20 protein-coding genes and 2 tRNA genes are annotated in these 19,713 nt (G+C 36.7%); 20 read left to right on the forward strand and 2 right to left on the reverse strand.

The window, feature by feature from the left end; all coding sequences use genetic code 11:
* Positions 1–3: 3 nt before the first annotated feature.
* The 4 genes from ACFO3O_RS14335 to ACFO3O_RS14350 all read left to right on the forward strand — a co-directional run bounded on the left by ACFO3O_RS14335 (position 4) and on the right by ACFO3O_RS14350 (position 2,122).
* Positions 4–516, forward strand: coding sequence for a hypothetical protein (locus ACFO3O_RS14335; RefSeq protein ID WP_379979995.1), 513 nt, complete (start codon positions 4–6; stop codon positions 514–516).
* Positions 517–560: 44 nt separating this feature from the next.
* Positions 561–1,931 carry an SDR family oxidoreductase gene (locus tag ACFO3O_RS14340; RefSeq protein ID WP_379979997.1) on the forward strand — a complete coding sequence of 457 codons (1,371 nt, stop codon included), beginning with the start codon at positions 561–563 and terminating at the stop codon, positions 1,929–1,931.
* Positions 1,932–1,949: 18 nt separating this feature from the next.
* Positions 1,950–2,021 (forward strand) — tRNA-Asp (locus ACFO3O_RS14345).
* A 29-nt stretch (positions 2,022–2,050) separates the two neighbouring features.
* Positions 2,051–2,122 (forward strand) — tRNA-Arg (locus ACFO3O_RS14350).
* Positions 2,123–2,144: 22 nt separating this feature from the next.
* Here ACFO3O_RS14350 and ACFO3O_RS14355 read toward each other — a convergent pair.
* Positions 2,145–2,516: a DUF6794 domain-containing protein gene (locus tag ACFO3O_RS14355; RefSeq protein WP_379979999.1), complete on the reverse strand. Its 372-nt coding sequence runs from the start codon at positions 2,514–2,516 to the stop codon at positions 2,145–2,147.
* Positions 2,517–2,699: 183 nt separating this feature from the next.
* On the opposite strand from ACFO3O_RS14355, the gene ACFO3O_RS14360 reads away from it, so the two are divergent.
* The 4 genes from ACFO3O_RS14360 to ACFO3O_RS14375 all read left to right on the forward strand — a co-directional run bounded on the left by ACFO3O_RS14360 (position 2,700) and on the right by ACFO3O_RS14375 (position 4,307).
* Complete coding sequence (locus ACFO3O_RS14360) at positions 2,700–2,861, forward strand: DUF434 domain-containing protein (protein ID WP_379980001.1); 162 nt, start codon at positions 2,700–2,702, stop codon at positions 2,859–2,861.
* A gap of 33 nt (positions 2,862–2,894) precedes the next feature.
* Positions 2,895–3,419 (forward strand): DUF434 domain-containing protein, encoded by a 525-nt coding sequence (locus tag ACFO3O_RS14365; RefSeq protein WP_379980003.1) that lies wholly within the window; start codon positions 2,895–2,897, stop codon positions 3,417–3,419.
* 107 nt (positions 3,420–3,526) lie between these two features.
* On the forward strand, positions 3,527–3,979 hold the full coding sequence (locus ACFO3O_RS14370; protein ID WP_379980005.1) for a hypothetical protein: 453 nt from the start codon (positions 3,527–3,529) through the stop codon (positions 3,977–3,979).
* Between the two features lie 4 nt (positions 3,980–3,983).
* On the forward strand, positions 3,984–4,307 hold the full coding sequence (locus tag ACFO3O_RS14375; protein WP_379980007.1) for a hypothetical protein: 324 nt from the start codon (positions 3,984–3,986) through the stop codon (positions 4,305–4,307).
* Positions 4,308–4,378: 71 nt separating this feature from the next.
* Here ACFO3O_RS14375 and ACFO3O_RS14380 read toward each other — a convergent pair whose 3' ends face one another.
* The gene (locus ACFO3O_RS14380; RefSeq protein ID WP_379980009.1) at positions 4,379–4,597 is read right to left on the reverse strand and encodes a hypothetical protein; all 219 of its coding nucleotides are present in this window, start codon (positions 4,595–4,597) and stop codon (positions 4,379–4,381) included.
* A gap of 552 nt (positions 4,598–5,149) precedes the next feature.
* On the opposite strand from ACFO3O_RS14380, the gene ACFO3O_RS14385 reads away from it, so the two are divergent.
* The 12 genes from ACFO3O_RS14385 to ACFO3O_RS14440 all read left to right on the forward strand — a co-directional run bounded on the left by ACFO3O_RS14385 (position 5,150) and on the right by ACFO3O_RS14440 (position 19,709).
* Positions 5,150–5,746, forward strand: coding sequence for a Pvc16 family protein (locus ACFO3O_RS14385; RefSeq protein WP_379980011.1), 597 nt, complete (start codon positions 5,150–5,152; stop codon positions 5,744–5,746).
* A 2-nt stretch (positions 5,747–5,748) separates the two neighbouring features.
* Complete coding sequence (locus ACFO3O_RS14390; RefSeq protein ID WP_379980013.1) at positions 5,749–6,789, forward strand: hypothetical protein; 1,041 nt, start codon at positions 5,749–5,751, stop codon at positions 6,787–6,789.
* Between the two features lie 24 nt (positions 6,790–6,813).
* A complete protein-coding gene (locus ACFO3O_RS14395; RefSeq protein ID WP_379980015.1) occupies positions 6,814–8,961 on the forward strand; it encodes a phage tail sheath family protein in 2,148 nt (715 codons plus the stop codon).
* Positions 8,962–9,028: 67 nt separating this feature from the next.
* The gene (locus ACFO3O_RS14400; protein ID WP_299211901.1) at positions 9,029–9,469 is read left to right on the forward strand and encodes a phage tail protein; all 441 of its coding nucleotides are present in this window, start codon (positions 9,029–9,031) and stop codon (positions 9,467–9,469) included.
* A gap of 1 nt (position 9,470) precedes the next feature.
* Entirely contained in the window at positions 9,471–9,911 is a 441-nt protein-coding gene (locus tag ACFO3O_RS14405) for a phage tail protein (RefSeq protein WP_379980018.1), read from the forward strand.
* A 4-nt stretch (positions 9,912–9,915) separates the two neighbouring features.
* Entirely contained in the window at positions 9,916–10,080 is a 165-nt protein-coding gene (locus ACFO3O_RS14410) for a DUF5908 family protein (RefSeq protein ID WP_379980020.1), read from the forward strand.
* A gap of 15 nt (positions 10,081–10,095) precedes the next feature.
* Positions 10,096–10,815, forward strand: coding sequence for a CIS tube protein (locus ACFO3O_RS14415; protein ID WP_379980022.1), 720 nt, complete (start codon positions 10,096–10,098; stop codon positions 10,813–10,815).
* Positions 10,816–12,561 carry a type VI secretion system tip protein VgrG gene (vgrG, locus tag ACFO3O_RS14420; RefSeq protein WP_379980024.1) on the forward strand — a complete coding sequence of 582 codons (1,746 nt, stop codon included), beginning with the start codon at positions 10,816–10,818 and terminating at the stop codon, positions 12,559–12,561.
* A gap of 116 nt (positions 12,562–12,677) precedes the next feature.
* On the forward strand, positions 12,678–12,968 hold the full coding sequence (locus tag ACFO3O_RS14425) for a PAAR domain-containing protein (RefSeq protein WP_379980026.1): 291 nt from the start codon (positions 12,678–12,680) through the stop codon (positions 12,966–12,968).
* Between the two features lie 4 nt (positions 12,969–12,972).
* Positions 12,973–13,386 (forward strand): GPW/gp25 family protein, encoded by a 414-nt coding sequence (locus tag ACFO3O_RS14430; protein ID WP_379980028.1) that lies wholly within the window; start codon positions 12,973–12,975, stop codon positions 13,384–13,386.
* Between the two features lie 6 nt (positions 13,387–13,392).
* Positions 13,393–16,695 (forward strand): baseplate J/gp47 family protein, encoded by a 3,303-nt coding sequence (locus ACFO3O_RS14435; protein ID WP_379980030.1) that lies wholly within the window; start codon positions 13,393–13,395, stop codon positions 16,693–16,695.
* On the forward strand, positions 16,686–19,709 hold the full coding sequence (locus ACFO3O_RS14440) for a hypothetical protein (RefSeq protein ID WP_379980032.1): 3,024 nt from the start codon (positions 16,686–16,688) through the stop codon (positions 19,707–19,709). Before ACFO3O_RS14435 ends, ACFO3O_RS14440 begins: the two co-directional genes overlap by 10 nt.
* The last annotated feature ends 4 nt before the right edge of the window (positions 19,710–19,713 follow it).

Consider the following 19,713-nt stretch of genomic DNA (forward strand, 5'->3'; position numbering starts at 1 on the left):
GAAATGAAAAAATTGTTTTTAGTCATTAATTCATATCGATTAGGTATCCTCATTAGCGTTGCATTTTTTTATTGGGGGTTTTTAAATGATGGATATATAAGAATGATTATTGGAGGCTTTATTTTATTTACTATTGTCAGATCAATAATTACTGACTTTAAATATGCTTTAGAATTGGACACGTGGATGAAAACACATCAGAATAGATTGATTTTATTTTATCCTGCAAAAAAACCAATACAGGAGTTAATAAAAACCGAATTTATTCCTAAAATCCCATTTCCAGTAATGGAAGTATATTACGATGGGCCAAAATTAGTTGGAGACATAAAACAATCTGTTACTAAAGAGCTAATGGTATGGAATAAAGATGCTGCAATTCACAAACCTTGCATTCTTAAAATAAAAAATAAAGAAATAATTAGTGAAAAGCTTACGGAGTTGACATTAATTGGAAAACAAGAAATTAACTATCAAGAATTGATAGTTAAAATAGAAAAAATAAAAAACGCCTAGTAAGTATATAATTATAGTGATTAACTTATAATGCCGAAAGAATCATGAATACAGTAGAAACAAGATACACCTATACCCAAGAAGAATGGGAACATTGTCTTAAAGTATTGCATGCTTTAAAGGAAAATCCCTTTGACAATCCGGATAATCAGCGTTTTGGCACCTTGATTACAAAGATTTATAAAAATGCGAAAAGAGGTAACCGCAAGAAGAGTTATGCTACAAAGAAAACACATGATTTAGAGATTATAAATGATAGCGAGATTTCAAAAAATGCACTTTCTAATCATACGGTGTACGACGAAAAAAAACCTAAAAAAGATCCTGCCCTTACGCGTTTAAAAATTCCGAAAAACTGTTATTGCTGTAATGCGTCTTTTGTTTTATCACATTCATTTTACAATCGTCTTTGCCCGAAGTGTGCTACTATCAATTATGAAAATCGATTTAAAACGATTGATCTATCTGGGCGAAAAGTGATTCTCACAGGAGGTCGTGTGAAAATAGGATATGCTACCGCATTAAAATTATTACGAAGCCATGCTATCTTGACTGTTACAACTCGTTTTCCTGGTCTGGCATTGACACAATTTAAAGAAGAAGAAGATTATAATACATGGAAAGATAACTTGACAGTATATGGTTTGGATTTACGGAATTTAAAAGCCGTTGAAGCTTTTGTTGAGGACTATAAAAAACAACATGAATCCTTAGATATTCTCATTAATAATGCGGCGCAAACCATCAAATATACAGATGCATATTATAGTCCGTTAATCGTTGAGGAGAGAAAACAATTAGCCTCTTTAGAAGATACTAAACAGCCAACGCCAAATGCAACTCCAATTATAGGTCATACCCTATTAGAAAATGATGCGCATCAAAAATTTGTTTCTTTAAATCGATTTGGACAACCTATAGATAACCGTACAAAGACAAGTTGGAATGCTACACTGGAAGAAGTGGGAATGGTGGAGCTTTTGGAAGTGAATTTGATCAATCAGATTTCTCCGTATTTTTTAATTAAAGAACTAACGCCTCTTTTAAAAGCGTCTAGATTTGACAAGAAATTTATTATCAATGTAACCTCATCAGAAGGTTCGTTTAGTTATACCAATAAGACGCTATTTCATCCGCATACCAATATGACGAAGGCCTCTTTAAATATGCTAACGAGAACCTCTGGAATCGAATATGAAACCTATGGTATCTTTATGAATGCGGTTGATGTAGGGTGGGTTTCTACCGGTGCTAGAGAAGATTTGCGTAAAAAACAATTTAAAAAAGGATATATTCCGCCTTTAGATCCCGTAGATGGAGCTGCACGAATTATGGTGCCTATTATTGAAAGTATTCAAAACATACATAATCCTGTAGGAGCATTATTAAAGAATTATAAAATAGTAAATTGGTAATGTGATATAAAAAAGCAAAGAACGGTAGTTCAATGGAAGAATACCTGCCCGTCACGCAGGGGGTTGTGGGTTCGAGTCTCACCCGTTCTTTGTGATTTTATAACAATAAAAAAAGGCAAAGGATACTAGCTCAACTGGAAGAGCGCTCGGTTGCGACCTGAGAGGTATGAGTTCAAGTCTCATGTATTCTTTGCTGTTTTTAGGAATAGTAAGCTATGAGATAAGTAACATATTATAAAAAAGCTCCATTATATCAATCGAACTTTTTTGATTTCTAAAAGCTTCCATTTCTTCTTCAGGATCGTAAATAACTTCTCTAGATGTCCTTTTCAAATGATAATAAAAGCATTTTAAAACAGTCGCTGAAAGTTGATCACCACTTGTTCCTGTATTAATTACTAAAGGAGAATTTTCATCCCACATGGAAAAATTATTTCTTAAATCCAATCCAAAACCGAAATGACTGATCCCATTAAACTCCCCGTAGCTTTCGGAATTTAAAACTTCATTTTTTATCGATTGCGGAATTATTTTTTCTAATATTTCTACAGCCTCTCTTAAATTTTTTGGTTGATATTTTTCCATTTATTAGAAGTTTCAGGCCAAATCTAAGCAAAATTTAAAACAACTGTTATAGATAAAATAAACCTTTCGAATCAAAAAGTAACAAAGACAATTCTAAACCAAATCGTAGTCTAATACTAAAAACGCCATGCATGTCATGGCGTTTTTTTACTTTTAATTTAGATCATATCATATACCCTTAAAATGACCACAAGAAACCGAGGAAAAGAAGGACGTGATGATCTCTTATTTGGAGATCCAAAAATGCGACTTAAAATCAAAGAAGCTGTGACCGATGTCTCCTACCTCCTATCCAGAGGTTTTGCTGAAAAATCGTCCGTACAACTCGTAGGGAATCGGTATTAACTCAATGCACGCCAACAAAAAGCGGTGCAAGGCATGAGTGCTTCGACATCGCAAGTGACACAACGCAAAAGCAAACAACTGCTATTAGATGAGCTTAAAAATCAAACGGTGATTATTGATGGTTTTAATATCCTGATAATTCTAGAAAGCTTCTTCTCTGGCGCGTATGTCTTCAAAGGATTGGATGATTGCTACCGCGATGTCTCTAGTGTACACGGCACCTACAAACGTGTTCAGCAAACAGAAGAAGTGCTTGTTGCTGTCGGTGATTTTCTACAAAAAGCACAGGTCAAAGAGGTTATTTGGATCTTTGACAAACCCGTAAGCAATAGTGGGCGAATGAAGACCTTTTTGTATACGCTTTCGCGAAAGCGTACCTATCCTTGGCAAATACTATTGGAGTATAATCCCGATAAGATATTGGCTCAAAGCAACCATATTATCACCACTTCTGATGCTTGGATTCTTGACAGAGCAAAGCAATGGTTTAATCTTTCTGGTGCTATCATAGAAGCGCATCAAGCAGAAAAACCGAATACTATCCTTTTTCCTGAATAACTGCATTTCAATATCTACTGAAACTACTGATTGCCAAGCTATTTATGATGTGTTTTAGGTCTAAAATAGCCTAGATTTGACCTATAAACATGATAAAATAGTCAGTTATGAGAATACGTAAAATATCTTTTATGCTAGGAATAGTGGCACTTGTAATGAGCAGTTGTGCTAGTTTATACGACCACTATACCTATACAGAAACAATCAGCACAAAGGTTCAAGCACTCAGTCTTATGAATCAAAGTGATGAGGCCTACGCAACGCATGAAGCATCAGTGATTGCTTTACAAAATCAGCTTCAAAAAATGCTTATGTATGAAGAAGGGAAATCAAAAAATGATATCACTATTCAAATGTGGAAGATCTTAAATAATGAAGAAAAACTCATAGGAAGCTATCTGTCTCTTTGGGAAGAAAAAGGCACACTCAGTAGGATATTTATCAACGAAGCAACACCACAAATTGAGGAGGCTTTTGATATTCTCATCGCTTACGAGGAAAAAAAAGATAAAAAAACCGAAGCAGCAGTCATTGGTTTTATAAACAGCATAAAAAAATAACGCTATGGATTTTGATATCATACTAAAAGAATTAAAAGAAGAAATCTCTGATCTCGCTAAAGAAAAATTTGAGCAGCACAGCACCGCTATTATTGAAGACGCAGAAGCCTATCTAGCGCACTCAAAAGAGAAATTAAAAAAATGGGGACAGCTCTTTAAACAAGGGCAGATAGATAAGGAAGAATTGGTCTGGTTACTCAAGAGTCAGAAAGAATTGTTTCTGTTAAAGTCGTTGCAGACTATTGGTGTTAGTAGCATTAAAGCAGGTCATTTCAAAAATAAAATATTGAATACCATACTCTCAAAAATCACAACAACAGTACTATAAAATAGTTGTTATTTTTTCAATACTTATTTTAAAGTGCCGCAAAATTTGCGGCACTTTTACTTTGTGTTGTATTAGCATCCTGTATCTTGATACTCTGTTGCTCCATTTTGCGGACAAGGCTCGTCACATGATTGAGTAATGAATACCATATAAGGACTGCCCGCTGGGAAAAAGGTGCAAGCGCAGCAGGTTGGGTCAAAGCCTGGAAAGCCAAATCCTCCTTTTACAGATTTTTGATCTTTGTTACTTAGTTCCTGAGCTCCGTTGATGTTTGAAATTTTCTTTAACATAATAAAATTGGTTTAAAATTAGACTTTCATAGTTATTAAGGATATACGCCAAATACAACAACTATAACCCCAATTTAAAGAAAATAGTGAAGTACTTTTTGACGTTTTAAATATCTAAATACCTCACTGTAAGTTACTAAAAAATAGAATCTCATATAAATCTCACTATATGTTTAACATTGCCTTTACAATACGCTCCTGCCTACCGGCTAGGCAGTTTCGCGAAATAAAATACAGCATCTATCCAAATAGGGCACTTTATACAAACACTATGGCAAATTCTTTCATAAATTCAAGTATCTGAAAATAAGAGGAAAGCACATGCTTCTGGCGCTCTGTCAGTTGCCTTGTGATTTGCTCGATTCATCGGCATAAAAACAATCACACAACCTCTTTTCTTACAAAAACAGTCAAAAGACTGTTTTTTAAAAGGGCATTTACCCCCTGTAAGTCAAGTAATTATGCTTGCATTCCTCCTTTTTTTATATGGTAATTTTAAACTCCTGAAAGTAGAGAACCTCTCTTCTTTTAAAAATTTAGATCCCTGATATCATGATTTTTGAAACTCTACAAGTCATTAAAGAAGAAGTGAACGGCTATTTTGGCGCAAACACGGTTTCTTTAGAAAACATCGCTACCATCGAAACTGAGCACGGAGGTGGTGGAGGTGGCGGAGGTGGTGGCGGTGGTGATAACAGTGATGTTATACTATCATTAATCAACTTACAAGAAGAGTTTACTTTAAAAAATAGACCTAATCATTATATAAATAATACAGAGGTAAATTATAGAAATCCTAAAGTAAATCTAAACCTATACATCCTTTTTAGTAGTGTAAATACGCTGTATGATGAGTCCCTAAAAAACCTCACAAAAGTAGTGGAGTTTTTTCAAGGGAAAAAAGTCTTTACACAGGACAACACCAGTTTTGAACGTGTAGATGACATGGTCAATGTGGGTGATTTTAAATTTATCGTAGACCTCTACACGCCCACCTTTGAAGAACTCAACTTTATATGGGGAACCTTAGGTGGTAAACAATATCCATCTGCTATCTATAAAATCACTTTACTAGAAATCTACAGAGATTTTGTCTTTGAAAAAGGAGAAGTTATCACAGGATTAAATAATGGCTTAAAAAATAAATAAACATGTTTTATAAAGCACTTTTTAATATCAATATACACCACGGTTATTTCTTAGATAGCGGGGAAGACAAATTTCTCCCTATAGAAGTAGATGATACTGAGTTACCTGATATAGAAAAAGAAAAAGCCTTAATTCCTTATAATGTACACGACTATTTAAAGGTAATCCCCACTCAAAAGACACAACGTACTTGCAGGAATCATCGCATGCTGATTCGTCCTCATAAACAAGGCTTCAGAGTATTAGTTGAAACACAAGAAAGCGGAGAAAAATTTATGCCTATCATCCCTTTTGATGATGACGCCGTGTTGACTTTTGAAGTACATGCTAAAGACGCTTATTTCCATAATTACACAGATCTCATCGATATTTCTGAAAACAGATGTTACTTATTTTCTAATATAGTCCCAGAGGATCAGATAGAAACCTTCGAAAGTATTTTTGAAAATAGTGGAGGTCTTATAGACGAACGCTTTTTATTGAAAGCACCCACGACAAGAGAACTTCTAAAAAATATCGCTGCCGAAGATGCCGCTATAAACACGACCATCATAGAGCAATTTTCTATCACAAACGTGATTGAACTCATCGAAGCAGATGAGACACTCACGGAACTTCAAAAAGAGGGTGAAATCGAAAAAGCACTCAACAAACTGATTCAAGAAAAAAAGAAAAAAGGAGTCGTCGGTCATATACGTATGCACATTAAAGGAGACGATGACAATAATCTTCTAGAGTTTGATGATACCGATCCAGACAACATTATACAATATACACTAGAAACCACGCCTGAGTTTACGCTAAGTTTTATAAATAAAAAAACCTTTTGGAGATATATCAGTGTATCAGACAATGCGACACTCACTACCAATAGCACCAAATGGTCTACAAAAAATGGTTTTATAGAAATTAAAACAGAAGATTTTGACCCTGATGGTCTTGATCCAGCAGATACCAATCCAGAAGACTACGTCTTTCCTAATCCTACAGTGAAGGCTGTAAAAAAAGAAGACGACGATTACTACTCAGAAATATTTATTTAAATCAAAAATTAAACAATTAAAATTATGACAACGTACAAAACACCAGGAGTCTACATAGAGGAGATTGTGAAGTTTCCTCCATCGGTAGCCCAAGTTGAAACGGCAATCCCAGCCTTCATTGGTTATACTGAAAAGGCAACCAACAAAATAAAGGGAGATTTAAAAGGCGTGCCTACTCGTATTACTTCTATGCTCGAGTATGAAACATTTTTTGGAGGAGCTAGACCAGAAAAAACAATTAATGTAACTGTAACCGATGTACTTATAGACGATGCTAGGCAACGTTCTATTGTAGTAGATCAACCTTCAGATCGTGAACCCTTCTTGATGTATTATTCATTGCAAATGTATTTTGCAAATGGAGGAGGTCCTTGTTATATCGTTTCTGTTGGACGTTATGGAAGTGATCTAGATACAGCAGATACTGCTGTGAGTTCAATTAATAATGCAAATGATTTTAATACTGGATTAGCCGCTATTAGAAAAGTAGATGAACCTACATTGATTCTGTTTCCAGATGCAACGGCGTTAAGTACAGATGATGAGTTTTATACACTCTACAACGATGCCTTAAAACAATGTAAAGAACTACAAGACAGGTTTACGATTATTGACACTAGAGGTTATGATGCAGATAGTCCTACAGACACTAATATTGGAACTTTAAGAAACAAAATTAGCTCAGAAAAAGATTTTCTAAAATACGGCGCTGCCTATTACCCTTTCTTAAGTACGAGTCTAAACTATGTGTTTAATAATAGAGATATTGTTATCAATCATATCGACAAAGGAGATCCTCAGGCTAAAATAGTAATTACAGACAATGTAAATAGTATTGATGTAGCTATTCCAGGTGCCATTGCGAGTGTTAGCGATAAAGCACTTCCTGATTTAGATGGGTCTTTAGCAGATGTTGCCAATTATTTATACAATATAAATACAGCAAAAGAAGGTCTTAATTTAGATGAAAGAGGCGGCGAAGCAAAAGATTACTCTGGTGCTAGACCCTTAACGCTACACACGCGATTAACTTCTTTACTGAAAGACTTAGAAGCCTTAATCAGTGTTAAAGAAGATGCTAATGTTGAAGCCAATGCTGCTATTTCTGCACTTTCAGACGAATTAGGCGCTGCTGCTGATGTAGCCGATATTCAGGCGCAATTAGATGCGTTTAATTTACTTTTTGAAGATACTGACAAAATAGAATCGGTTACTAGTGAGTTGACAAAATTAACTACCAACCTAAAAAAGTTTATAGACGAAGGAAATGCAACAAAAGTAACCAATGTTGTAGAAAACAATACATCAAATATTGTTGCAGAAATTACAAAGTTAATCACAGTAGATATGTCAGCTGCCGCACCCGCAGAAATCACTCCTATTCAGAGTACAGATGCAACTATTCTGGATGGAATCTCAGCAGCATGGACTTCCTTAAAAGATGCTATTCTTGATGAAGCGTTAGCAGGTGATCAAAACATCCTTTTAGACACCAATAATGGTGAGTTACACGGTAGAAGTTTACATTCTATAGAATCTTCAGATAACGAAGCATACAACCAGATTTTGACGGAGATTGGAAATCTTCCCTTAGAATTACCACCAAGTAGTGCTATGGCCGGAATTTATGCAAGAGTAGACGCAGATAGAGGCGTATGGAAAGCACCCGCAAATGTAAGTTTAAACTATGTGATAGCCCCTACTGTTCAAGTTTCTCATGATGATCAAAGAGACTTAAATGTAGATGCCGTAGCTGGTAAATCTATTAATGCCATTAGATCATTTGTAGGAAAAGGAAACTTGGTATGGGGTGCTAGAACCCTTGCGGGAAATGATAACGAATGGCGTTATATCTCTGTGAGACGTTTCTTTAATATGGCTGAAGAGTCTATTAAAAAAGCCACCGAACAATTTGTTTTTGAACCTAATGATAAAAATACATGGGTACGTGTTAAAGCAATGATAGACAACTTCTTGACACAACAATGGAGAGCAGGAGCCCTTGCAGGGCCAACCACAGACAAAGCTTTTTATGTAAGTGTTGGATTAGGAGAAACAATGACCGCACAAGATATTCTAGAAGGGAATATGATTATTGAAATTGGAATGGCCGTCGTACGACCAGCAGAATTCATTATCCTGAAATTCTCTCATAAAATGCAAGAGGCATAAGTAGGTATATCCTTTTCGCTTAAAGCGAAATCAAAAACATTCATAATTAATTTAAAAAAAACATATCATGGCAACATATCCATTACCAAAGTTTCACTTTAAAGTAACCTTTGGAGACACAGAATTCAATTGCACAGAAGTCTCTGGGTTAGATTTTGAGAGAGAAATGATCGAATATAGAGCAGGCGCTGACAATGTATATTATAAAACAAAACAACCAGGCTTAGAGAAGTACAGTAATATCACAGTAAAAAGAGGAACTTTTGCAGATAAGAGCAAAGAGTTTTATAGCCAATGGGTGAAGACGGTTTACTTCCAAGAAGGCGAAGAAGAATACCGTGGTGATCTTACTATCAGTATGCTAGATGAAAAGCATGAACCTGTGATTACTTGGAAAGCAGAAAATGCATACATCACTAAAATACAGTCTACAGACTTTAAAGCCGATGGAAACGAGATTGCTATAGAGACGGCAGAGTTTGTTCATGAGAAACTAGCACTCGTATAGTATGGCCACCTATTATCCACCTATAGGATTTCATTTCAAAGTCGAATTCTCTGGAATCTCGAACAAAGAAAATGATCACCAATTTCAATCGGTTTCTGGGCTCTCTGTAGATCTAGAAACCGAAGAGATTGCAGAAGGAGGAGAAAATAGATTCAAGCATAAAATACCCGTACGTACCAAGTATCCAAACCTCGTGCTCAAAAGAGGATTACTCATAGACTCAGGAGTTATCACCTGGTGCAGAGATGCATTAGAAAAGTATATCATCACACCTGTAGATCTCACTGTGAGCCTTCTAGATGAAAAACATGAGCCTTTACAAACTTGGAAAATCGTACATGCCTATCCTGTAAAATGGAACGTAGGTGATTTTAATGCAGAAGAAAACAAGATTGTCATCGAAACCCTAGAACTATCCTATAACTATTTCAATATCCTGTAATCAAATGCCTATAGAAATCAAAGAACTCTACATAAAAATAAATGTAGACGAAGGAGCAAGTGCTAGTGGGGGATCTAATACGGGAGCCGCCAGTGAAGACTCAGCAGCCATCATTGCTGCTTGTGTTGAAGAAGTAATGGAAAAATTGAAAGAACAAAAAGAACGTTAAGAACGCTAAGAACTCATGAACGAAGGAAAGTTACAGAAGCTTGTCATACGATGCTTTAAAGATGAAAAATTTAATGAAGAGATTTCTAAGTATACCGCTTTATTAAATCCTGAGAAATACTCAGAATCCTTTAAAGCAGAATATAAAAAAGACCAAGCACAGGGTACAAGTAATAACGCGCCTAAGTATACCAAGTCTTTACCTTCTGAGTTAGATCTAGAATTTCTTTTTGACAGAACGGGTGTGATCATCCATTACGGAGATGATCCAGAAGCAAGCTCTGATGATACGGTGTATAAAGATCAAGGAAATGGAATCATAGAAGACATTGCCAATTTTAAAAAAACAGTCTATGATTACAATGGTGAAAAGCATAAGCCTAATTACCTAACGGTAAGTTGGGGAGCACTATTATACAAAGGAGTACTTACAGAATTGTCTATAGAGTACAAACTGTTTAAACCTGATGGCACACCTGTACGAGCGATCGCTAAAGCGAAATTTATCTCTTTTGAAGATCACGAAAAACGAACCTCAAAAGAAAATAATCAGTCGCCAGATTTAACGCACTATCGCACTGTAAAAGCAGGAGATACCTTGTCGTTAATGACGCATAGAATTTATGGTGATCCAAAGTATTATCTAGAAGTAGCTAAAGTGAATAGCCTTCATAATTTCAGAAAATTAACCCCTGGTCAAGAGTTGTTTTTTCCACCATTGACAAAAACCTCATAAATGAATAATAGCGGCGTCATACAAACTTCACAAAGTCCGGATCTTGTTACTTTCAAGGTCTTAACGGAAGGACAGGAGCTTTCTAACATTTACCAAGTCAAAAGTATTATGGTAAACAAAGAAGTGAACAGAATTCCTATGGCAAAAATTGTGTTGATTGATGGCGAAGCATCAGAGCGGGATTTTGCACTGAGTAATGAAGAATTATTAATTCCAGGGAAAAGCATTGAGATTACCGCAGGGTATCACTCGGATGAGGAAACTATTTTTAAAGGGATTGTCATCAAGCATAATCTCAAAATTAGATCGCTTGTATCACACCTCATTATTGAGTGTAAAGACGAAGCCGTAAAAATGACCATTGGTAAGAAAAGTAGCTATTTCTATGAAAGTAAAGACAGCGAAATCTTTGAAGAGTTATTAGGAAAATACTCCTTAGATAAAGACGTAGAAGCCACTAATTATTCACATCCAGAACTCGTACAATACAATGCTTCCGATTGGGACTTCATGGTCGCAAGAGCACAAGCCAATGGGAAATTATGCTTTGTAGATGACGGGAAAGTGACGATTGCAAAACCAGACCTAGGACAATCAGAAATAGAAACGGTCACCTATGGCGGATCTATGCTCGATTTTGATGCAGAAATTGATGCAAGGCATCAAGTCAAAAAAGTCTCCTCGTATGGGTGGAATCATGCAGATCAAGAGCTATTAGAAATTGACGGCTCAGACCCGTCGGTTTCATTAAATGGAAATCTATCAACGAGTGATTTGAATGCCATCATTGGATTAGAAACCATGGAATTGCGACATGGAGGCGCCATTACTGACACCGAATTACAAGATTGGGCAGATGGTACCTGGCTATTTCAACAACTTGCAAAAATTAGGGGACGTGTTAAATTTCAGGGCATTGCTACTGTAAAACCGAATACCATTTTAAAACTAGAAGGTGTTGGTGATCGGTTTAATGGAAACGCCTATATCACAGGAGTGAGTCATACGATTTCAGAAGGAAACTGGACAGTAAACGCACAATTTGGACTAAATCCTGAGTGGTTTTCAGAAACCTTTGACATCAGTGCGCCATCTGCATCTGGACTCTTACCTGCCATCGCAGGATTACAAGTAGGATTGGTTTCGCAACTAGAAGAAGACCCAGATGGAGAAGAGCGCATTTTGGTACAAATTCCTATTATCAATCATGAAGAACAGGGAATTTGGTGTCGCGTAGCTTCTTTAGATGCAGGAGACAATAGAGGTGCCTTTTTCAGACCAGAAATTGGTGATGAGGTCATTATTGGTTTTATCAATGAAGACCCTAACGATGCCATAGTGTTGGGCATGTTGCACAGTAGTGCAAAACCTGCGCCTTTTACTGCGAGTGATGACAATCACGAAAAAGGGTTTGTGACGAGAAGTGAAATGAAAGTCGTGTTTGATGACGATAAAAAATCCATTAATATCTCTACCCCTGCCGGGAAAATCATCTCCCTCGATGAAGATGCAGGAACCATTGTGATCGAAGATGATAATTCGAATGTCATTACCATAGACAGTAATGGAATTTCTATGGAGAGTGCTGGAGATATTGCTATAAAAGCCTCTGGAGATGTCACCATCGAAGGAACCAATGTTGGAATTACTGCCAATGCAGAATTTAAGGCAGAAGGATCTGCTGGTGCCGAAGTATCCACCAGTGCGATTGCTGTTTTAAAAGGGTCATTGGTGCAAATAAATTAAGTAAAGAACTAAGCCATTGTTCGCTTTCACGTAAGTGAAGTTTATACTGAATTGATCGAAGTACGAAAGCGTATATAGAACTAGTCGGAGTTCAAAAACATAAAAAATTAAAAAATATGGGAGCACCCGCCGCAAGAATAACAGATATGCATGTGTGTCCAATGGTCACAGGAACGGTACCTCACGTAGGCGGACCGATCCTTCCTGCTGGAGAACCCACCGTACTGATAGGAAATCTTCCTGCTGCTAGAGTAGGTGACATGGCAACCTGTGTAGGACCGCCAGATAGTATTGTAGCAGGATCTGCTACTGTGCTTATAGGTGGAATGCCTGCGGCTAGACTAGGAGACTCCACCGCACATGGTGGAAGTATTGTATTAGGAGAACCCACCGTATTAATAGGATAAACCCATGGATAGTAAAAATTCATTTTTAGGAACTGGATGGGCATTCCCACCAACGTTTGTAAAAGAGCAAAAGAAGACGGAGATGATTTCTAATGAGGAAGACATCAAGAGTAGCTTGCATATTTTACTCACCACCCGATTGGGAGAGCGTGTGATGTTTCCAGAATACGGTTGTAATCTGGAAGAGTTACTATTCGAATCCTTAAATAGAACCCTCATTACCTATACCGTAGACCTTATCAAGACTGCTATTTTGTACCATGAACCTAGAATAGACGTGCTAAAAATAGACATTTCAGAAACAGATCCTTTAGAAGGAAAACTCGTCATTTCTATAGATTATATGGTAAGAGCTACCAATTCAAGAACCAATGTAGTATTCCCATTCTATAAAGAAGAGGGAACCGATATATCATAAAAGACAATGGGCAAGTGTAACGACATAGATAACGTATTAAAAAGAAACGGCACAGGTCAGGGAGAACGATTTGTAGCGCAACTACATCCTTCTCTTTTTGAACTGAACGATTTTGATGTTGAAGATTGGATACTGTTTACCTATAATTTTGCCAAGCATGTCAATTATTTTGACACCAAAAACAGTGATACAACAAAAGGAGATTGGCAAGAATTTTTCAACTATTTTAATTTTGATGATGCTGTGATTCCTTTTCGCGCAAGCAGAGCCTATAAAAAGAAAAAGGAGCATATCACAGAAGTCTTAGCTGGTTTTAAAAAAGAAGGCACACTAACGTCTCATCTTACGCTTTTTGTTAGTTTTTTACAGTTATTAGAACACTCAAAAACTAGATTTAACGGAATCACAAAGCGCCATCTAGACTTCTATTATAAAGATATCTTGCAGGTAGATAAACGTGCTGCAACACCTGATCAAGTACATGTTATTTTTGAACTTGCTAAAAAGAGTGTAGAAGAACGAATTGTTGAAGACACCGAGTTAAACGGGAAAGTAGACGCAAATGGGAATCAGCGGATATATAAAACGGACGAGGAGCTTATCGCAAATCAAGCAAAAGTCGCTTCCTTAAAAACGGTCTATCAAAATGTATCCCTTCAAGAAATCAAAGCAAGTCCTGTTGCCAATACCCTAGATGGTTCTGAAGAGCCACTTCCTGAAGACGCACCTTACTGGCTGCCTTTTGGGTATACCTCTGAAGAAAAAAAGTATACAGAGCTGCCTGACGCAGCTATCGGATTTGCTATTGCCTCTCCCCTTTTGCTATTAAAAGAAGGTGTCAGAACGGTGCAGGTTACACTCAATTTTGCTGCCGAAACGATTGATACAGGGCATCAACTTACTGATTTTAATGCAACAATCTTAAAAAATATTCTGACCGTATCTGGCAGTGGTGAAGAAGAATGGGTAGGCCCTATAGGTCTTAAAACTGTTACTGATACCACGACCAATATGAGTACGCGAGTGATCTCTAATAATCAACTCATACTCGCCTTTCAACTCTCTAAAGACATTCCTGCTTTTGTAGGGTATAACGATGAATTTTTACTTGAAAAATACAATACCACATTCCCTGTAACACGTTTTTCGATTGACACTTCAAAACCAGAAGGTGTCTCTTTTCATCGTGCGACGATCAATAGAATACTCACCTCTATCCAGATAAAGGTCGATGTGCAAGAAGCATCTTCTGTTCATATAGAAAATGACAACGGCCTCTTAAAGCAGAACAAGCCATTCTTCCCATTTACACCGCAACCGATTAAAGCGTCTAATTTTTACATTCATTATGAGGAAGCTTTCGCGAAAGCGTGGAAAGAAATCACCGTAAATTTTTCATGGAAGAATACGCCAGACGATTTTGCTGTGTGGTACGATGCCTACAAAAAAAATGCAATTCCGGGGCAAACCTCAAATGATGCAATTGTAGCAAACGAAGCCTATTTTACAGCGACAAAGGAAGTATTACACAAAGAAAACTGGATTCCCGTAGGTGACGGAACTCAAATCCTATTTAAACCTACCACAGAGACCCCAGAGGAAACTCCAGAGACCTCAACGAGCTATCATTGTACTGTTGAGATCAATAATGAGAACTTTGATATTGATAAAACGGGACCTATCCGTTTACGTTTAGACACTTCATTTTTACACGATCTATTCCCTAGATTATATGCATCTTCTTTGATTGGAAATACAGTGAGTACAGCTACTATAGTAGATGGCGTGCCTGTGGTTAATACCACAACCACAGAAGGGAACATCCCTAACCCACCCTATACACCCATAGCTGAAAATATTACGATAAGCTATACCGCCGAAGAAACAAGACAGATACAGTCACAAATACTACCCATAGATACCGTGACTCCGATTACGATATTGAATCAAAAAGATACCTATGCAAAAGAAAGAATTAAACTCTTTCATGTACATCCTTTTGGGCAATGTGAGGAGCATAATTATCTGAAAATTAAAAAGCATCAAAAGGGAATAAAAGATGTATATGACACGACTAATATCCATTCGTATCTCGTGCCTAGATATTGTGATGGCGGCGAGTTGTTTATTGGCTTAAAAGACGCACAAGTACAGCAAAATATAGCACTTCTTATTCAAGTTTTGGAGGGAAGCGAAAATCCACAGGTGCCTTCTTTTGGAGAGCGGGAAGAAATACAGTGGGCAATTTTATGTGATAATGCTTGGAAGAGCCTTACCGATGATATTCTTTCTAATAACACTGATAATTTCTTGAATTCTGGGATTGTGAAGTTTGCGATTCCTAGACAGGCAACACAACAAAACACCCGATTACCAGAAGGGTACATCTGGGTGCGTGCCAAAATGCATAAAGCTTATGATGCAGTTTGTAAAGCTATTGATATTCATACGCAAGCGGTACGTGCCACTTTTGAAGATAATGACAATGAGTTATCCCATCTTGATAAGGGACTCGAAGCGGGAAGTATTAAAAAATTAATTACTAGGATTCCTCAGGTTAAAGGAGTGAGTCAACCGTATTCTTCTTTTAGTGGTATTCCAGAAGAGTCTGACATGCGATTTTACAGAAGAATAAGTGAGCGCTTACGTCATAAAAATCGGGCGATTACTTTATGGGATTATGAGCATTTAATCCTTCAAGAGTTTCCTGAAGTATTTAAAGTAAAATGTTTAAATCACACCTATATTAAAGATGAAAATGATACCACCAAAGACAACTATGTAGCCGCTGGGCATGTCACCTTAGTCGTCATTCCAGATAGTGTGAATAAGAATGTTTTTGATATTTATCAGCCACGTGTGAGTAAAGGATTGATTACTAGAATCAAATCCTTTATCAACCAGCAAAACACCTTACATGTCACTGCTGATGTAATGAATCCCAGATATGAAGAGGTGAGCGTCACTTTAGAGGTTGAGTTTTTAAAAGGATACGATGAGCGTTTCTATACGAAACAATTGGAAGAAGATATTATAAAATTTCTTTCGCCTTGGGCATTTGACAATCAACAAACAGTTGCTTTTGGGATTGATTTACACAGAAGTATTTTGATTGATTACATCGAAAAACTATCCTATGTAGATTATTTACAAAACGTAGTCATCCAAAAGGATGGTGTGGTCACAGGAAATGTGGTCACTCCCTCTACTCCAAGATCTATTCTAGTGTCTGCAAAGTCACATATTATACGCACGGTCTTAACGCCTTGTAAAGACAAAAAAGCACAAGAAAAACTACTATGCCAGTAAAAAATACACATATCGCCATTCCAAAAAACGTCACGACCAATGACGATTTAGATTTCCATTATTTGCGGAAATTAGGGATTCAGTATATAGAAGAGTTAGGAGGCAGTCTATGGACTGATTATAACTCCCATGATCCTGGGATCACCATGCTAGAAATGTTATGTTATGCCATCACTGATTTAGGGATGCGCATAGACCTTCCTATTCAGGATGTATTGGCATCAGAGAATCAGTCAGCGTCCTTATCTAGCCAATTTTATAACGCTTCAGAAATCTTTCCTACCAAGGCAGTAACGACCGATGATTATAGAAAGTTATTTATAGATATAGACGGGGTGAGAAACTGTTGGTTACGCATTGCAAAAAGAACTGTGTATGCCGACTGTAAAAATGATATCCTATCGTATGAAGAAACTGACTTTTCTGAGTTGGCTGAAGAGTTTAAGAGACACTATGATTTAAAAGGGTTATACACACTCTTGGTTGATTTTGAAGAGATTGACAACACATTCACTGATGAAGAAAAAGAGATTGAGATTCAGAAAATAAAAGATAGTATTCTTGAAAAGTATCATAAAAACAGAAACCTATGTGAGGATCTTATCGATATAAAACCAGTTCCTACAAAGCCTATTTCGGTATGTGCGAGTGTAGAGGTACTTCCAGAAGCTGATGAGGAGTTGATAGACGCAAAAATTTTAACTGCTATCAACGACTATTTTTCTACAACGGTTCGCTTTTATTCTATCAAACAAATGCTAGATAAAGGGTATACACCTGATGAGATTTTTGATGGTCCTTTTACATTAGATCATGGATTTATAGATATTCAAGAATTAAAAGAAGCTGACTTACGAAGTGAAGTCCGCTTGTCTGATCTTATGAAATTGATCATGAATATAGAGGGTGTCAAGCATATTAATGACATTTCTATAGGAAATTGTGGATCGGGTGAAGAACTAGAAAATGAATGGTTGATCTGTATTCCTGAAGATACAAAGCCTGTTTTATGCGATAAAAGTGTTTTTAGTTACAATAAAGGAGTGCTTCCATTAAATATTAATAAAACACAAGTTGCGATATATTTAGCACAATTAAAGGAAGATGCAGCGCTTGAAAATGAAGTCTCTGAAGATGAAAAAACCCTTGCTTTTCCAGAGAGTACGTATCTCGCACCAGATAGTTATACAACGATACAAAATGATTTTCCAGAAACGTATGGTATTGGTCAGTCGGGTCTTTCGGCGAGGGCAACCACGGAGAGAAAATCACAGGTAAAACAATTAAAAGGATACCTTCTTTTCTTTGACAAAGTGCTGGCTAGTTATTTTAAGCATTTAGGCAATGTAAGACAGTTGCTCTCTATAAACGGGAAGCTGGATAAGACATATTTCACGCAAGTGGTAGAAGATATTAAAGATTTTGACGAGCTGGTAAAAGAATATCCTACCCTAGCAACAGATGCAAATAATGACGTATTAACAGACGCCTTATTTGGACAACAAGATGATACCATAACGCGTAGGAATAAGATTGTAGACCATCTTTTGGCTCGTTTTGCAGAAAAATTTGGAGACTATGCATTCTTGATGAAAGCATTATTTGGCTCGGCTACCGATGAGATTGTGCTGACCAATAAAAAAGAGTTTTTAGATGATTATATCGCGATCAGTTCAGAGAGAGGTAGTGCTTTTAATTACTATAAACAGCCCAAAAATAACTTATGGGGTACCGATAATATCTCGGGAGTTCAAAAAAGGATTGCTCGTTTGGTTGGGATCAAAAATTACGACAGGAGAACACTAAGCACTTCATTTGTGGATGTGTATTCGCTAAAAAATTCGGATTCAGAAACTGTTTTTAGATGGCGAATAAAAGACGAAAATAAGAACATTATTCTATCTGCAACAGAAGAATACACTACCATTTCGGCAGCGAATAAGGAATTGTATTTTGCTGTTTTACAAATCATTCAAACGTCTGAAAAAGAAGTAGAGGCTGCCTGTCAAGGTGATGATCTAGATGAGGTTACTGTAGGAAATATTAGAATTCACGCGTCTGAGAGTGGTAAATATTCTTTTGATGTGATCAACCCTGACGAGCCTAAAAGTAGTAAAGATCATATTGTAGCAAAACAGTTTAAATATTATGCGACTGCTACTGAAGTTAAGAAGGCTATTCTGAGTATTATTTCTTTTATGAAATTCAAATTCACAGAAGAGGGAATTTTTCTTGTAGAACATATTTTATTGCGGCCTGATTTTCCAGAAGAGGATATAGAGAATGACGAAGAAGATATTGATGGGGAAGTTGAGGTTTCAGAAGAAGAAGAAGAAGAAGAAGTTTCGGAAGAAAGTGAAGAAGAATTTAAAGCGCCTTTTCTTCCTATTTGCACTGATAACTGTGAAGATGATTGCGGGATTGATCCGTATTCATATCGTGTGAGTATTGTGATTCCAGGGTATACCTATCGTTTTTCTAATCCTGACTTTAGAAACTATATGGAAAACATCATCAAAGAAGAATTACCTGCGCATGTATTACCAAAAATCTGTTGGGTAGGGCATCGCGAAAATGATTTGGAGAATGTCAAAGAACAGTATTTGCAGCAATTAGAAAATGAGGAAGCTGCTGCGTTACAACAAATAGACGATGAAATCGAATTACTACAAAACGAGACGCCTTCTGCAGCAGATATGGAAGCACAAATAGTAGCGTTAGAAGCGCAAAAAATACAGGTACCTATTCTAATTGAAGAGAGAAGAGTGGCCTACCTGAATAGTATTAAAGATCAAACTAATGATCTTGTAACATTTGAAAAAGCATACAAAGCCTACCTATTTGCAAAAACATCACTAAAGGATAAACAACCTGAGGAACTTGTAGAATTAATAGAAGCGATAGGAGATTTAAATACCATTTACCCTGTAGGGCGCCTTTTAGATTGCGATGATGAAAGTGATGAATTAGAAGGCAAAATAATATTAGGACAAACGAATATAGGAACACTGTAAAAAA

It is taken from the genome of Dokdonia ponticola, from assembly GCF_042653865.1.
Classification (GTDB): Bacteria; Bacteroidota; Bacteroidia; order Flavobacteriales; family Flavobacteriaceae; genus Dokdonia; species Dokdonia ponticola.

Excerpts from the sequence above, each read along its gene's own strand:
- ACFO3O_RS14390 (WP_379980013.1), top strand. The coding sequence starts at position 5,749 with ATGTTTTATAAAGCACTTTTTAATATCAATATACACCACGGTTATTTC.
- ACFO3O_RS14425 (WP_379980026.1), top strand. The coding sequence starts at position 12,678 with ATGGGAGCACCCGCCGCAAGAATAACAGATATGCATGTGTGTCCAATG.
- ACFO3O_RS14355 (WP_379979999.1), bottom strand. The coding sequence starts at position 2,516 with ATGGAAAAATATCAACCAAAAAATTTAAGAGAGGCTGTAGAAATATTA.
- ACFO3O_RS14415 (WP_379980022.1), top strand. The coding sequence starts at position 10,096 with ATGAACGAAGGAAAGTTACAGAAGCTTGTCATACGATGCTTTAAAGAT.
- ACFO3O_RS14395 (WP_379980015.1), top strand. The coding sequence starts at position 6,814 with ATGACAACGTACAAAACACCAGGAGTCTACATAGAGGAGATTGTGAAG.
- ACFO3O_RS14385 (WP_379980011.1), top strand. The coding sequence starts at position 5,150 with ATGATTTTTGAAACTCTACAAGTCATTAAAGAAGAAGTGAACGGCTAT.
- vgrG (WP_379980024.1), top strand. The coding sequence starts at position 10,816 with ATGAATAATAGCGGCGTCATACAAACTTCACAAAGTCCGGATCTTGTT.
- ACFO3O_RS14430 (WP_379980028.1), top strand. The coding sequence starts at position 12,973 with ATGGATAGTAAAAATTCATTTTTAGGAACTGGATGGGCATTCCCACCA.
- ACFO3O_RS14335 (WP_379979995.1), top strand. The coding sequence starts at position 4 with ATGAAAAAATTGTTTTTAGTCATTAATTCATATCGATTAGGTATCCTC.
- ACFO3O_RS14435 (WP_379980030.1), top strand. The coding sequence starts at position 13,393 with ATGGGCAAGTGTAACGACATAGATAACGTATTAAAAAGAAACGGCACA.
- ACFO3O_RS14340 (WP_379979997.1), top strand. The coding sequence starts at position 561 with ATGAATACAGTAGAAACAAGATACACCTATACCCAAGAAGAATGGGAA.
- ACFO3O_RS14405 (WP_379980018.1), top strand. The coding sequence starts at position 9,471 with ATGGCCACCTATTATCCACCTATAGGATTTCATTTCAAAGTCGAATTC.
- ACFO3O_RS14380 (WP_379980009.1), bottom strand. The coding sequence starts at position 4,597 with ATGTTAAAGAAAATTTCAAACATCAACGGAGCTCAGGAACTAAGTAAC.
- ACFO3O_RS14400 (WP_299211901.1), top strand. The coding sequence starts at position 9,029 with ATGGCAACATATCCATTACCAAAGTTTCACTTTAAAGTAACCTTTGGA.
- ACFO3O_RS14360 (WP_379980001.1), top strand. The coding sequence starts at position 2,700 with ATGACCACAAGAAACCGAGGAAAAGAAGGACGTGATGATCTCTTATTT.
- ACFO3O_RS14375 (WP_379980007.1), top strand. The coding sequence starts at position 3,984 with ATGGATTTTGATATCATACTAAAAGAATTAAAAGAAGAAATCTCTGAT.
- ACFO3O_RS14440 (WP_379980032.1), top strand. The coding sequence starts at position 16,686 with ATGCCAGTAAAAAATACACATATCGCCATTCCAAAAAACGTCACGACC.
- ACFO3O_RS14365 (WP_379980003.1), top strand. The coding sequence starts at position 2,895 with ATGAGTGCTTCGACATCGCAAGTGACACAACGCAAAAGCAAACAACTG.
- ACFO3O_RS14370 (WP_379980005.1), top strand. The coding sequence starts at position 3,527 with ATGAGAATACGTAAAATATCTTTTATGCTAGGAATAGTGGCACTTGTA.
- ACFO3O_RS14410 (WP_379980020.1), top strand. The coding sequence starts at position 9,916 with ATGCCTATAGAAATCAAAGAACTCTACATAAAAATAAATGTAGACGAA.